This is a genomic window from Lewinella cohaerens DSM 23179, from assembly GCF_000379805.1.
Taxonomy (GTDB): Bacteria; Bacteroidota; Bacteroidia; order Chitinophagales; family Saprospiraceae; genus Lewinella; species Lewinella cohaerens.
In genome coordinates, this window is the sequence record NZ_KB903619.1 from 94,100 (window position 1) to 109,554 (window position 15,455).

General features: G+C 43.2%; 9 protein-coding genes. 3 read left to right on the forward strand and 6 right to left on the reverse strand.

Annotated elements, in window-relative coordinates; translation table 11 throughout:
- Positions 1–47: 47 nt before the first annotated feature.
- Complete coding sequence (locus tag A3EU_RS0128315; RefSeq protein ID WP_020539563.1) at positions 48–4,913, forward strand: translocation/assembly module TamB domain-containing protein; 4,866 nt, start codon at positions 48–50, stop codon at positions 4,911–4,913.
- Between the two features lie 55 nt (positions 4,914–4,968).
- On the opposite strand, the gene A3EU_RS0128320 is transcribed toward A3EU_RS0128315, so the two are convergent.
- Positions 4,969–5,982 (reverse strand): endonuclease/exonuclease/phosphatase family protein, encoded by a 1,014-nt coding sequence (locus tag A3EU_RS0128320; RefSeq protein ID WP_020539564.1) that lies wholly within the window; start codon positions 5,980–5,982, stop codon positions 4,969–4,971.
- A 225-nt stretch (positions 5,983–6,207) separates the two neighbouring features.
- Between A3EU_RS0128320 and purL the strand changes: the two genes are divergently transcribed.
- Entirely contained in the window at positions 6,208–8,442 is a 2,235-nt protein-coding gene (gene purL / locus A3EU_RS0128325) for a phosphoribosylformylglycinamidine synthase subunit PurL (RefSeq protein WP_020539565.1), read from the forward strand.
- Positions 8,443–8,472: 30 nt separating this feature from the next.
- A complete protein-coding gene (locus A3EU_RS0128330) occupies positions 8,473–9,588 on the forward strand; it encodes a peroxiredoxin family protein (RefSeq protein WP_020539566.1) in 1,116 nt (371 codons plus the stop codon).
- Between the two features lie 81 nt (positions 9,589–9,669).
- Here A3EU_RS0128330 and A3EU_RS33430 read toward each other — a convergent pair whose 3' ends face one another.
- The 5 genes from A3EU_RS33430 to yidC are packed head-to-tail and all read right to left on the reverse strand — an operon-like array spanning position 9,670 to position 15,400.
- Positions 9,670–11,100, reverse strand: coding sequence for an OmpA family protein (locus A3EU_RS33430; protein ID WP_020539567.1), 1,431 nt, complete (start codon positions 11,098–11,100; stop codon positions 9,670–9,672).
- Between the two features lie 60 nt (positions 11,101–11,160).
- Positions 11,161–12,030 carry a hypothetical protein gene (locus A3EU_RS0128340; RefSeq protein ID WP_020539568.1) on the reverse strand — a complete coding sequence of 290 codons (870 nt, stop codon included), beginning with the start codon at positions 12,028–12,030 and terminating at the stop codon, positions 11,161–11,163.
- Positions 12,000–12,584: a Maf family nucleotide pyrophosphatase gene (locus A3EU_RS0128345; RefSeq protein WP_020539569.1), complete on the reverse strand. Its 585-nt coding sequence runs from the start codon at positions 12,582–12,584 to the stop codon at positions 12,000–12,002. The genes A3EU_RS0128340 and A3EU_RS0128345 overlap by 31 nt, the downstream gene beginning before the upstream one ends.
- A 3-nt stretch (positions 12,585–12,587) precedes the next feature.
- Positions 12,588–13,502, reverse strand: a complete 915-nt coding sequence (locus tag A3EU_RS0128350; protein ID WP_020539570.1) for a geranylgeranylglycerol-phosphate geranylgeranyltransferase — start codon at positions 13,500–13,502, stop codon at positions 12,588–12,590.
- 8 nt (positions 13,503–13,510) lie between these two features.
- Positions 13,511–15,400, reverse strand: a complete 1,890-nt coding sequence (gene yidC / locus A3EU_RS0128355; protein WP_020539571.1) for a membrane protein insertase YidC — start codon at positions 15,398–15,400, stop codon at positions 13,511–13,513.
- Positions 15,401–15,455 lie beyond the last annotated feature (55 nt).

Here is a 15,455-nt window from a genome sequence, read left to right on the forward strand (position 1 = left end):
CACTTATTTCTTGCACTTAAGGTTCTATCTTTGTGAGCTGAATATTAATGAGCGATACAACTACTCCAATTACTGATCCTGTAACTGAACCTGATGGCCCTCCGCCTCGGAAAAAGCGCTGGTGGGTAAAAGTCTTAAGGTGGATTGCGCTGTCCTTTTTAGCCATATTCATAGCTTTACAGTTACCTTTTGTTCAGCAAAAAATAGCCCAGTACGTTGTAAAGCGGATGGAACAGACCTTAGGCACCCCGGTTTCACTGGAAAGTGTAAAAATTGCCTGGTTCGATGAGTTAACCCTGCAAAGTCTCTATATTGAAGATTCCTATGGAGATACGTTATTGGCCAGTGGGCATCTTATAGCTGACTTCAATCTTAGTCCTTTAGCTATTTATCGTCGGGGAATAGAAATAGAAGCCCTTGATTTACAAGGCGCTCGTTTCAATATTCAGAGAGCTTTAGGGGATTCCTTATCCAATCTTCAGGTTACCCTCCTTAAATTGTTTCCTCCGAAGGCCCAGGTTGATACAGCAAGCAAGCGCCCCTTGCCATTTAATTTGAAAGAACTCTACTTGAAAGATGTTCAGTTTACCCAAAATGATAGCCTCAAAGGCAGCTACCTGGGCGTATATCTGACAGAAAGCCAAATTTATGTCAATAATATGGACTTGGCTGCTCAAAAAATAGATGTTAACTCTATAAATATTCGCCGCCCTGTTGTCACCCTTAATTCGTGGAATGGGCCCCCTATTCCTGAACCGCTGGAAATATTAGACTCTTTAGTCCAGGCAAGCACCGATGATTCACTATTTGAATTGAGCATCGGGGAATTTCAGCTTAGCCGAGGACAATTTAGGCACCACAACTACCGCAAAGCACCGGTAAAATTGACGGCAGCGGATCAACTTGATCTAAAACACCTGGATCTTTATGACCTCCAGGTTGAAATAGATAGCTTTCATCTACTCGGTGACGAATACCAGGGGCGAGTCAATTGGATCGCAGCAAAAGACCGTAGTGGCTTTCAGCTAGAGCGTTTGTCTGCCAAAGAGGCGATCGTTTCTCCTCGGGAAATGACGCTCAATGGCCTTTCGATTATCACGCCAACCAGCAGTTTGGGGGATACCCTTCGTTTTCAGTATAAATCATTTGCCGATTGGGCCTACTTCGAGGATGAAGTGAGAATGGATGCCCGCTTCAATGATGCAGATGTGACCTTGAAAGACATTATGGCCTTTGTCCCTAAACTTAACGATAATATTTTCTTCTCCACCAATCAAAACACAAACCTCCAGATCGATGGCCGCATCCGGGGAACAGTTAATAACTTAAGAGGGAGTAATTTAGAACTGAATCTGGCTGATGGCACAACGTTGGAAGGGAAATTCTCTTCTCGAAACCTAGCGGTCAAAAATGAAGAGTTTCTGACCTTGGACTTAAAACAGTTTACGACCCAGGTTAGAACCCTGCGGCAACTCATTCCCAATTTTAACCCTCCTCCTAATTTTGACAAACTTGGGCGTTTGTCCTTTGACGGTAGTTTTATTGGCTTCTTTGTAGATTTTGTAGCCGACGGTAATCTGCGTACAGACCTGGGGAAAGCTAGTCTGGATATGCAAATGGTCCTTACGGAAGGAGCCCAGCGCGCGCGCTACAGTGGAAACCTTAATTTGGTAGATTTCGACCTTGGTGGCTGGACAAGTAACTCGGCCTTTGGATTAGTAAATTTCAATTCTAAAGTCGAAGATGGTTTTGGGCTTACCGGTGATTTGGCCTCCGCAAAACTTACTGCAGCTATTGAAAGCATTACCATCAAAGATTATACCTACGAGAATGCTTCGATTACAGGGCAGCTAAACAAAAATTTCTTTAACGGAGACCTAAGTATTAAAGATGAAAACATAGATTTTGCCTTTACCGGAGAGATTGATTTCACGGATACCGTTCCTACCTTTGACTTTAATGCAGCTTTGAACCGCCTGGCTTTACAGCCGCTAAACCTTTCACCCGCTGATTTAGTCCTTCAGGGAGATATTGACCTGAAGCTCAGAAATACACAGTTCTCGAAAATGGAAGGGGATGTTAACCTATCTAACATCAAACTTACCAAGAATCAAGAGGAAGAATACGATATAGAGTACATCAGGGCTTTTACTTTCTTTGCTCAGGATGGTGAAAAGGTATTTCGGCTTGACTCCGATATTGCCCGCGGCGAAATTCGCGGCGCTTATGACTTAAATGAACTGCCGGCCTCCCTTCAGTTGTTTTTATTGCGGAATTACCCCGGTTTTGCTGGCCGCCTTGGTTTCAAAGAACCTCGCCGAATTCCTGATGTTAATCAATTTTCTTTTGATTTTCATCTTGCAGATTCCAAAGGCTTGAATTATTTGGTCGATCCCAAGTTGGGAATGCTACAGGACATTGATCTTAATGGCCGTTACAATGGCAACAACGACTCGCTGATTTTTTACCTGGAAGTCCCACAGATCACTTATGATAAAATAAGGCTTGCAGACGTCTACGTACACATGGATGCCCTAAAAAGTGAAGGCGACTTGGATATTGTCATTGACTCTACCATTATCAATGGAAAACCTCGCCTCAATACCTTTACTTTTTTGAGTATTCTTCAGTCTGATACGATTGATTTTGCGATAAATATTAGTACAGACACTCCTAATTTATTCGATCAAGTCAACCTCAATGGCCTATTCTACTTGCCGGATTCGGTTGATTATGCTTTACAGTTAAGGCGATCAAACCTGAGTTTACTACAAACGCCATGGGCAATTGATGAAGACAACCTTATTCGCTTTGGGCAAGGACAGATTTCTGCCGAAAATTTTTCACTGAGTAACCAGGATCGGAAAATTCATATTAGAAACAACGGTAACAAAGGCTTACGCGTCCAATTGGCCAATTTTCACTTTAGTTTCCTCGACGACTTATGGGATTATGACCCTTTGAATTTCTCCGGTAATTTTGACATGCTCGTTCAGGTGGACGATGTTTTCAAAATGGAAGGCCTTAATGCGGTGATGACAGGTGAAGACTTCTATATCAACAAGGACAATTTTGGTCGATTTAGTTTGGAGGCTACTGCACCGAATATCAAGAGTCGGTTGAATGCTTTGGTTACGCTACGCAAAGATTCCACCTGGATGGAAGTACAGGCAAAATACAACCTCGCTGATCTTGGTGATAAATCCGTCATTCGCCGCCAAATCCCACTGCCTCGTCAAAAAAACTACCTGGACCTTAACGCCAAGTTTGGGGGCTTCCCGCTCTCCATTGCCGAATACTGGCTGGGAGGAGGAATGTCTGAAACCCACGGCATCTTTAGCGCAGATTTACAAATCAAAGGGCTGACCAATGAACTCGGTGCGACAGGTGCCATCGTCGCCCGTAACGGTGGTTTTACACTCAATGCATTAAAGACCCATTACACCTTTCGGGAGGGTATTATAAAAATGACCCCTGATCTGTTTGATGCCACAGGGACAGTGATTTATGACAAATACGGAAACAGCGCAGTTGTCGAAGGAGGAATTACGCACGAGAACCTTCGCCACATGGGACTGGCTGCGCGGATGCAAACCCGCCGCTTTTTAGGCATTGATCTGGCAAAAGGCGATAACGACCTTTTTTACGGGCGAGCCATTGGGTCGGGGGAAGTCGTTTTTTCAGGAGATTTCCAAAGACCTAATATTTATATAAATGGTACTGTCGGAGATAGTACCTATATCGTAATCCCCGTCACCGATCAGGCAGAACGCAACGATCTGGATTTTGTGAAATTCATCAATAAACACCAGGGAACCCAACAGACCTCTACCGGCACTAACACCAAAATTAAAGGACTTAACCTGGAAATGGACCTCCAGGTTACAGAAGTTGCGGAATTGGAGTTGATTTTTGATGAAAAAGCAGGGGATATACTGAAGGGGCGTGGCCGCGGCAACTTGCGTATACTACTACCCCGAGCAGAGGAATTCCAAATGTATGGTGACATAACCGTCTCTAGCGGAAATTATCTATTCACCCTCTATGATGTAATCAACAAGGATTTTCGAATCAGTCCCGGAGGAAAGATCAATTGGAATGGAGACCCCCTCAATGCTCAAATTGACATCTCCGCAGAGTACAAGGATTTAAAGACTTCTTTGACAACCTTCATCCAGGAATACCTGGTAAATGCGCCACCTGCTGAACAATTACAGGCCAAACAAGCTACGGATGTCAATCTGATCCTTGGCTTGAAAGGTGACCTCTTCTCTCCTGCAATTTCTTTTGATATTGGATTTCCTAACCTTCAGGGAATTATGGCCAACTTGGCAGAAAATAAGTTGAATGTTTTGCGTCAAGAGCAAAACGAGATGAATAAACAAGTCTTCGGATTAATTGTATTGGGGCAGTTTTTGCCTTCTGATTTATCCTTTAACAGCACAGAGTTATTCGCAAATACGCTTAGTGAATACTTTAGCAATCAGTTGAGTCTACTACTTACCGACTTGTTTAGCGAGGTTGTAGGGAATGGAAAAACCATCTCCAGCCTGGATTTCGAATTTGATTACAACCGGGTAACCAGTGAGGATTTAACCAACAGCCAGAGTACTACCTTTGGGGATGCCGTCGAAATAAACTTGCGCTCAGGATTACTCAATGAGCGACTCTCTCTTGATATTGGTGGTAACTTTGAATTTGGGCAAACTACCACCAATGGCACCTTTTTTGGCGAAAATATTGTACTCGAATATGCGATCAGCGAAAACCGAGACCTCAAGATTCGCCTTTATGAACGCCGTGATCAAGATATCGGCGGTGACCGTCGCATACAGGTGGGCACGGGGCTCAGCTGGCGAAAAGAGTTCAACTCTTTCAGTGAATTCTGGAAAAGTGTTAAAGGTAAAAAATAGCTCAACTGAACTTTCGGTAGAATGCCAAAAGTTCAGTTGAGGCATTTGTTGGACGCTATTCCTCTACTTTTCGTACTACATCTAGATAAACGGGCAAGTGGTCACTATATCCACCATAGTAATTAGGGCCACCATAAGTACGATTAGGGCTTTTTCCTTCATACAATAACCAGTCCTTTTTGAAAATTCCGAATTGAGCAACCTCCCATTTATTTGGGGTTTGTAACCCTGCATAGATGATTTGGTCAAGAACATTCCAATCACCCTTGTAATTGTAAGAACCTTCTTCTTCGTTATTGATGGCTAAGAAGGGATTGTAGAGAAGCCCAGGTAGCTGTGGCCCAGAACCTACTTTTACCGTGCCCAAACCAGATGTTACACTGGTATTTACTGGTTCGTCATTAAAGTCACCCATAATGATAATTTTCTCCATTGGGTTGGCTGCAAGAATAACGTCAACCTCGCGACGGAGATGAGAGGCGACCCAAAGACGGCGGTGTTCGCTTGCTTCGGCTCCTCCACGGCGAGATGGCCAATGATTGACAAAAAAATGAAAAATGTCCTCCCCTTCTTTACGCTTCAACTGGACATAAAGAATATCCCTGCTGGTGTATCCCTCAGGTTCTAGCCAAAGAGGGAATTCTATCAGTATAGGCCGAGAGGAGATCAACTCAAAATCATTTTCATCGTAAAGTAAGCCTACATCAATTCCTCTGACATCAGGACTATCGTAGCTAACAGCTTGGTACGTGTGCTCTTTTAAACGATTTTCGGCCGCTATTGCTTTTAGGACAGTAGTGTTTTCAATTTCGCAAAATCCCATAACAGAAGGAAACGCCAAACCTTCTATAACCTGTGCTATTTGGCTTGTTTTCTTGTCGTATCGCTCTTGTGTCCACTGTTTTTTTCCAGTTGGTGTAAAGTCATCGTCCAGTTTAACAGGGTCATCTTCTAGGTCGAAGAGGTTTTCTACATTATAGAAACCAACACGAAATTGATCTGTTTGTGCAGCAATCGTAAGGGTACTAAAAGCGAAGAGTAAACCCAGGAAAAAAGAGAAATTATTCATTAATTGGATGTTGTTGTTCTCAAGGCGTTTTTGTGTTCAAGCTCAAGTAAAAATGATTAAGAACAGTTAAGGCGTCTTATTTTGCTTGAGCTTGACCTACGAACACAGAAATTGGCAGAGAATCAATTTTATCATAAGTTTAACCAAAATCAACACACAAATATAGAGCTAACTTTGAGGTAATGCACTATCTATGCTATCTTTGCCCTCGCAAAATTTCAACTCATGCCAACTACGCAACCTGCTGTCAATCTGGAAGTCGCCAAAAACTTGGGACTTAATGCCGAAGAATTTGAAAAAATTCATAAAATCATGGGCCGTGAGCCCAATTTTACTGAACTGAGTATCTTCTCGGTCATGTGGTCAGAACACTGTTCTTACAAAAATTCTATCACCTGGTTAAAGACCCTTCCTCGCGATGGATCAAGGTTATTGGTCGAAGCAGGAGAAGAGAATGCAGGACTAGTAGATATCGGCGATGGCCTTGGTTGTGCCTTTAAGATTGAATCTCATAACCACCCTTCTGCCATTGAGCCTTACCAAGGTGCTGCTACTGGTGTTGGAGGAATTCATAGAGATATCTTCACGATGGGGGCTCGGCCTATTGCCGCTTTAAACTCTCTGCGTTTCGGTGATATCAAAGAACCTCATACGCGTCGCCTTGTCAAAGGAGTTGTGAGTGGTATTGGTGATTATGGTAACTGTTTTGGTGTCCCAACCGTAGGTGGTGAAGTCTACTTCAACAGCTGTTACAACCAAAATATATTGGTTAATGCCATGTCTGTGGGGATCGTTAAAGCAGGTGAAACTGTTTCGGCGAGTGCTGATGGGCCTGGTAACCCTGTCTTTATCGTTGGTTCCGCTACCGGCAAAGATGGTATCCACGGTGCTACTTTCGCATCTGCAGACCTTACCGAGGACTCGGCGGACGATCTACCAGCGGTTCAAGTAGGTGACCCTTTCCAGGAAAAGCTGTTATTAGAAGCAAGTCTGGAGGTTATTACGACCGGAGCTGTAGTAGGAATGCAAGATATGGGAGCTGCGGGAATTACCTGTTCTACCAGTGAAATGAGTGCTAAAAGTGGCACTGGTATGCAGATTGATTTGAGTAAAGTTCCTACTCGCCAAAGCAATATGGTGCCTTTTGAAATTCTTCTTAGCGAAAGTCAGGAAAGAATGCTGATTGTTGCTAAAAAAGGCGAAGAACAAAAGCTTCTTGATGTTTTTGATAAGTGGGATTTAGAATGTGAAGAAATTGGTGTTGTTACAGATACCGGTCGCCTAGAGTTTTTCTATGAGGGCAAGAAAGTTGCCGATGTTCCTGCTGAGCCATTGGTACTTGGCGGCGGTGCTCCTGTTTACGAAAGAGAGTATACTCGTCCGGCATACTTTGATAAGATTGCCGCTTTTGATCAGGAATCTATTACTACGCCTGATGATACCCTGGCGACAGCAAAGCAGCTTTTTGCTTCTCCAAATATCGTTTCTAAGCGTTGGATTTACGAGCAGTACGATAGCATGGTTCGTACCAATTCCATGGGAACAAACGCCCCTAGCGATGCCGCCTTGGTAAGAGTTAAAGGCTCAACCAAAGCACTGGCTGTAACGACAGATTGTAATTCTGCCTACGTATATGCCGATCCTTACAAGGGAACAATGATTGCAGTGGCAGAAGCAGCAAGGAATATTGTTTGCTCTGGTGGCCTTCCTGTAGCAATTACTAATTGCCTGAATTTTGGAAACCCTTACAACCCTGAAGTTTATTTTCAGTTTGTAAATGCCATCAAAGGAATGGGGGAAGCTTGTCGCAAGTTTGACACCCCTGTTACAGGAGGTAATGTAAGCTTCTACAACCAGTCTGTTCATAAAAATGGAACGGAACCAGTATACCCTACCCCTACCATTGGAATGCTGGGGCTTTTAGATCATTACGATCAGGCAATGACGCTTTACTTTAAAGAAGCAGGCCAGTCTATTTACTTGCTAGGCCAAAGCCGGGAAGACCTGGGAAGTTCAGAATACCTGCGGCTTATTCACGGTGTTGAACAATCTCCGGTTCCTCACTTTGACCTAGAGGAAGAGTATGCACTGCAGCAGGAAGTTTCTAAGATCATCAAAGCTGGATTAATTGACGCTTGTCATGATGTTTCAGAAGGTGGCCTATTTGTTACACTGATGGAAGCAGCAATGCCAAAAGGTATTGGTTTTGAAGTGAATACAGATGCGAGTATCCGCAAAGATGCGTTCCTCTTTGGAGAGAGCCAAAGTCGGGTGATGGTTGCGGTTAAGCCTGAGCAAGAAGAGGCTTTACTCAACCATTTGAAAGCCCAAAACATTATTAATACGAAGCTTGGCCAAACGGTAGCAGGCAACGTTGCTATTGATGGACAGGACTTTGGAGCTGTTAGAGAATGGAAGTCTACTTACGACCATACCCTCGGTGAGCTTATTGAGCAATAATATTATTAATTCTGATCAACCAAATAGATTATGAAATCGATACTACGTTTCAGCGGATTCCTGCTGATTATGTTAATAACCCAAGCTTGTCAAGAACAAGGCCTAACCATAGAAGGGAATATTGAAAACGCTACAAATCTACAGGTGTTTGTAGATGAGGTACGCCTGGGCAAAGCAAGTACACCGCTACAAAGTACAGATTTAGGAGCAAATGGTAGTTTTAGCCTTGCTTTTCCTGATGGCTTACCTGCTGGTATCTATAACCTTAGAATCGGTGCTAAGAAAGTAAACTTCGTCCTTGATGGCACTGAATCTCATGTGGTGCTAGATGGCAATTTGGAAAATTTACAAACGTATAATTTTGAAATCACAGGTTCAAGCGACTCAAAAACGCTAACGCAAACAATGCAAGGCTTGTTTCGCCGGGAATATAAGCCGGAAGACATTGCAGCTTTTGTAGACAGTGTAAGCAACCCTCATCTTGCTGCATACATTGCTTTCACTTCATTGGGGAACAATGGTCAGTTTATACCTACTCAAAAGAAAGCATTAGAACGCCTGACAATGGCTTATCCTGATGCTGAAGGTACAGCTGCCTATGCTGCACATATTACTAATATTGAACAACAGGCATTATCACAGCAGCAACGTAGTGCAGGCCCTATTCAAGTAGGTATGCAAGCGCCAGATATTCGCATGTCGAGCCCGGATGGTAAAGAATATGCGCTTTCTGATCTTCGTGGCAAAGTAGTCCTTCTTGATTTTTGGGCAAGCTGGTGTGGCCCTTGCCGCCGAGAGAACCCACATGTTGTAGAGGTATACAACCGTTATAAAGCTCAGGGATTTACTGTTTACAGTGTTTCTCTTGATGGTTTAGATACACGTAGCAAGGCCCGCTACAAGCCAGAAGACATGGATCGGGTAATGGAAGGCCAGAAGCAACGCTGGGTGAATGCCATTGAGCAAGACGGACTTGCTTGGGAGTATCATGTAAGCGACCTTAAAAAATGGGAAAGTGCTGCCGGCCGTTCTTATGGCGTGTCTAGTATCCCCCGTACCTTCCTTATTGATCGTGAAGGAAAGATTGCGGCTGTGAATTTACGTGGCGCTGCTGCGATTGAAGCTGCTTTACAGCAAGCTTTGTAATTTAGCTTTCAACAGGCTGAATAAAAAAAATCCCGCTGCTTAAGAAATTAGGCAGCGGGATTTTTATGTGGGCGGGAAAATTTATTCTATATACAAATCAAATTCAACCCTGCGGTTTTGTTCACGTCCTGGAGCATAACGATTGTCGCCAATAGGCTGAGTTTCGCCATAGCCCTCGTGCGACATTCTTGTAACATTAATTCCTTTGTTCAAGAGGTAATCGTAACAAGCTTTAGCTCGGCGTTTTGAAAGACTTAGATTGTCACCAGCAGATCCAATAGAATCCGTGTGTCCCCCTATGCGAACCTTATAGCCAGCGTATCGCTGTAGTATATCCACAACCTTGTCCAAAATAGCGTAAGACTCACTTCGCAAGGTTGCACTACCCGTTTCAAAGGCGATGGATTGTACTGCTTCAGCGAGTACCTCACGGTCTGTTTGAGCAATTTCAGGGCAACCTTTATTACCAGCTGGTCCAGCAAGATTAGGACATGAATCTAAGCGATCTACAATTCCGTCCCCATCGGAATCTGGGCAACCATTATTAGCTGTTGTTCCAGGCTGGTTAGGGCAGTCATCATCCTTGTCTGCAATACCGTCTCCATCCCGATCAGGACAACCCATTGTAGCTGCGCTTCCCGCTATATCCGGACAAAGGTCATCGACATCAGCAACACCATCACTGTCGCGATCGGTCACCGGACAGCCTTTGTTGCTAATAGGGCCAACCTCATTAGGACACGCATCATCTTTATCTGCAATGCCGTCGCTATCAGTATCTGGACAGCCTTTTAGCTTGAGTACTCCTGCTAAATCCGGGCAGCTATCGCTACCGTCAGCAACACCATCGCCATCACGGTCGGGGCAGCCGTTTAGGGCAAGCGTACCCGCTTGGTCGGGGCAAAGATCTTCAGCATCAGGAATGCCATCATTGTCACGGTCGGCGACTTCAGGAACTTGGTTAGGGTCTTCGCCGATCATTATGCGTAAACCAAGGCCAGCTTGAAGATGATCCCTTAAATCATTGTTGTTGAGGTGATAGCCAGCAGTTGTACTAAGGTAAGTCGACTTAGATAAGAGAATATCCAACCCTATACCTAAAGGAATGTCAAGCGTCAGTTTCTCGGAGTTTTCCACCAAGCCTCCTACGCCAGCAAATACTCTCGGACGGAAAACTTTTCCTTTGTAGATATTCAGATTCAGCAAAGCATCCAATCCAATGTTAAGCGCCTGGCGAGTAGGATCACCCGTTGCGTTTTGGGGAAGTTGAGCACTCGCAATCCTTAGGGGGAAACTGATATCCAAAAGGTTGCCAAGTGCATGGAAATATTCCACTTCAAAACCGGAATTAAAGTCATCCAAATTCAAGGCGGAAATATCTTCCAATGGCCATTGATAATTACTGCCAATATAGCGAATAGCAAAACTGTTTCTATTGTCAACGTTTTGGGCATTTAGCCCATTACTTATTAACAACAATAAGAAAGGAAATAGCAAAAGGACTTTTTTCATGACTAGTGGTTTGACTAAGTAACAAATATCTCTCTTTAGACTTAAAAAAGGGAAGCAGTGTCACTTTTTAAAGTACCACTTTTTTTCTTTCCACCAGAATAATAAAGCAAGTGGTACAAGGAAGTGTACCGTGCGAATAGTTGCCTCGGGGAGCCAAAAAGTAAACAAATTGCTCAACGAACTTAATTCCATATGGCTCCATACCCTAGCTAAGGCTGTCAGGAAGCCCCAAATGATAATGTAATACAAACCAGTATGTGCCCATTTTTTGAAAGGGACAAAAAGAAGAAACGCTGCCAGGAAATCTAAAAATCCAGCGATTTTTAGTAAAAAAAGAGCTTGTACGTTTGTCACGCCAAAGCCACTGATCATCATTTGTTGAAAATGACCAGGTACGGGATAATAACCCCAGGCGTAAAGTCCATGTCCAATAAAAGTGAGCGCAATGGCTAGTCTAACCCAGTAATGAAACCTCTTATCTGTGTAAAGTTTTGACAATAAGAATGCCAATAAAAAGGGGCTCATCCACTGCAAACTTAGTTCTGCGAAATGGCCTAGTCTTCCAAAGTGATCTTTAGTGTCCAACAAGGCATGAAACAAACAAAGTAAGCCGCCTAAAATTAGCAGAGAATAACTGACAGAAGGAAATTTGTTAAAAGACAATGCTCCTAATGCTGCGATAAGAAAACCTATCCCAAGCATAAAAGTCATCTGGTCGATGTAAAGGCTCGCTTGAGGTGAGCTCACCCATTCGCTCCAAGTCCAGCCTAGGCGCATGACATATGAAGATACCAAGTCCTCATCCCAAAGCAGTGTACGTAAAGGGCTATCCCAATACAAATACTGCCAGGCTCGACTTAAAAGCAGGGTAAAAACACTGACTTGTAAGAGGCGCTGACTTAGCTCAATAGATTTTGTAGTGCTTTCCATACACGTTCAACGGGTAAGCCCATTACATTAGCATAAGTACCTTCAATTTTCTCTACTTTACAGAGTCCAATCCACTCTTGAATCGCATAAGATCCCGCTTTGTCAAACGGCTGATAGTTACTTACATAATAGTGAATATCTTCTTTGCTTAATGGGGCAAATTTGACCTTGGTTAAGTCACCAAAGGCGATCTCTTCCTTATTGGTGAGTAAACAAACACCAGTGATAACTTGATGCTCCTGACCAGATAATTCAGCCAACATTGCATGAGCCTCCTCTTCATTTTGTGGTTTCTCAAAAATGCTACCATTTAGAATCACTACACTGTCGGCAGCAAGGATGATATCATTATCGGATTCTAGAAAGACCTTAGATGCTCGAGCTTTCTTCTTTGCTAAATAAACGGGCACCTCTTCTACGGGCATACTATCAGGGTAGGATTCTTCTACCTCTAGTGTTTTGACTTCAAATGGTAAGCCTGCCTCTTTCAATAATTGACTGCGGCGAGGTGACTTTGAAGCCAGTATGATTCGGCGATTTTCTTTAAGTAGCAAGATTTATATTTTATAAAGGAACAACAAAAGAAGACCTCCTAAAAGAAAGAATTTCCATTGTTGGCTAAGGTTATAATAATGTTCTGGTTGACGAGCCTGGTGCATTTTTTTCAATAGAATAAGAACCCCTATCATCAAGCAACCACTTACTACTGCAGTTATCGGTTGAAAAAGAGAATAGCTCCAAGGAATTAACCCGACACAAAGGGTAATGATAAGAACAAGGCTCAAGGCAGATACAAAACGTTTAGCCTGGGCTATTCCCAAGTATGCTGGCAGAGTATTTCTACCTAACCGAATATCGCCATATAAGTCTTCAAAATCTTTAATGATTTCCCGAATCCAGGTCGCCAGAAAAGCATAGCCCATGAATAGAAGGATAATAAAACTGATCTGATCCATTTTGGACTGACTGAGTAAGCGCCAAGTGCTGCGTTCGGCCAACCAGATAAGGCCTGCAGTTCCTGCGCAACAAAAAGCAATAAAGATATTGCCAGCAAAAGGCCTCGTCTTTAAGGCGCGAGGGTAAATGCCCAATAATACTGCAAAGCATGGAAATAACCATAGCCAAGCAAGTTCTTGTTTGAGAAAAGCCAATAAAAGGCTAGAAAAGAAGCCTGTAAAAACAAGGCTGGCGACCAACCACCTAACGGTACCCTCTCCTATTTTTTGCCCAACCAATACCCGTTCAGGACGGTTGATCATATCAATAGGGTAATCCAAAAGATCATTGATTACATAACCTGCTGCTGTAAGGCAAACTGTTGCAAAAATAATTAGCAACAACTCTTCAGTATTCAATACTGCAACTAGACCTTCCTGCTCATAAGCTTTACCTAGGATTTGTTGGGCGACTAACCATTGTGTTAGGGCGACTACCACCAAATTAGGAAAGCGCAGCAGGCGAAGAACAATCATGACATTACTTACTTCTTCTTTTTCTTAGCCTCCATTGCTGCTTGCTTACGTTTTTGCTCCTCCATTGCCGTCTGGAGGCGCTCCTGGAAGCCCGATTTTTTCTTTGGTTTACGTTTATTGGCTTCTAGCTCTTCAATGATTTTATCATTGTCAATGATGAAGTTTTTAGTCACTACCGTTTGGGTAATATTGATGATATTACTAAACAACAAGTAACACGTAAGTCCCGAAGCGAAGCTATTAAAGAAACCAAGGAACATGACAGGCATGATATACTGGAAGTACTTCATCATTGGGTTTGCCCCAAAGTCCATGTGCTTGGTGTTGTAATAGGTGTAAATCAGGGTGGTTATTGCCCAAAGTACTGCAAAAAGGCTGATGTGTGCACCAAATCCGAGGGGGATTTCAAAAGGTAGGCGCATAAGTACATCGTAACTAGAAAGGTCTGTCGCCCATAAGAAGCCTTCTTGTCGGAAGGTTATTGCGGCCGGAAAGAATCGATAGAGGGCAAACCATATAGGTAGCTGTAACACCATGGGCAGGCATCCTCCAAGAGGGTTTACACCATACTCTCGATACATCTTCATTGTTTCCATTTGCTGCGCTTGGGCGTCATCCTTGTGTTTAGCTTTAGCTTTCTCAAGGTAGGGCTTCATTGCCGCCATCTTAGACTGCGAATACAGCATTTTATAAGTCAATGGAAAAACAATGAGCTTTACTAAAAGAGTAAGAAGTAGGATTGCGATCCCTTTATTTCCGGTAATTCCATCAAAGAAATTAAACAAAGGACGGATGATCCACCGGTTAATGGCTCCGAAGATGCTGCGACCGTAAGGGATAATATCTGTCAAGTCATTTCCTAGTGCCTGTAGGCGATCAAAATTATTAGGCCCAATGTACAACTGCATGTTGATTGTTTCATCGGGGCTATGGGCATAAGGGAGGAGGATGTCGGCACTTACTTTTTTCAAGTCGTCCGAATCTTCTTCAAGTACTTCTGTTTGTAGCGTAACACCTTTAAACTGCTCGCCTGCAATAATACTGGTATTGAAAAACTGGTTAGTAGCAGCAACCCACTTTACCTTTTGATTTTCCGAAGTTACTTCGTCGGAAGAGGTACAAGAGCAACGATCAGCATCGTCATCAGTAGGCTTGTAGTAGATGGAGGTATAATTNCGTTCGTAGGCCTCGTTGATTTCTAGCTTGTCTAGGTAATTAACCCAGGATAACTGAATCTGCTGGGCATCATTGCTCAGAATCTGCTGGAGACCACTAAACTTAACTTGGTAATCTACAAGGTAATTACCGTCAGCAAGGGTGTAAATTTGCTCTACAAACTGCCCCGCAGCGATTTCAGCTTTCATACTTAAGGTATTTCCCTTAAGTTCAGGCTTGAAGAACAAATCACTGGTGCGGACGATTCCATTAGGAGTATTACTTACCGGAAGCAAGTATTCAAAACGATTTTTATCGTCTTCTAGTAACGCTAGTGGTATTTTTGTTTCTACACCGGCAGAATCAAGAAGCACCTTGAAATGCTTTTTTAATACAACTTTATCGATATTTCCCCCTTTGGTAGAAACCGATACGGTCATAAGGTCATTCTCAAGGGTAATCATTTCTTCTTCCCCCATTGTTGCTGCGGCAAATGCACCGTAGGTACCACTACGCTGCAATAACAAAACCGAATCTGGTACTGCTACTGGTGCCTCAGTGGTATTTGGGGAGTTAAGTTCAACAGCATCAGCAGTATCTGCTAATTGCTGCTCTATATTAGCGATCGAATCCTGACGGCGTTGATCAGCTTCTAGTGCTTCTGGTGAGGGCGCAAAAAATTGTTGCCAAGCCATTAGCAATGCAAAAATAAGTACAATCCCTACTACCTGATTCTTATCCATGAATGGAAACTTGTGTAAATTAGTCGCGCAAAGGTATCACTTTCGAACTGCTAAT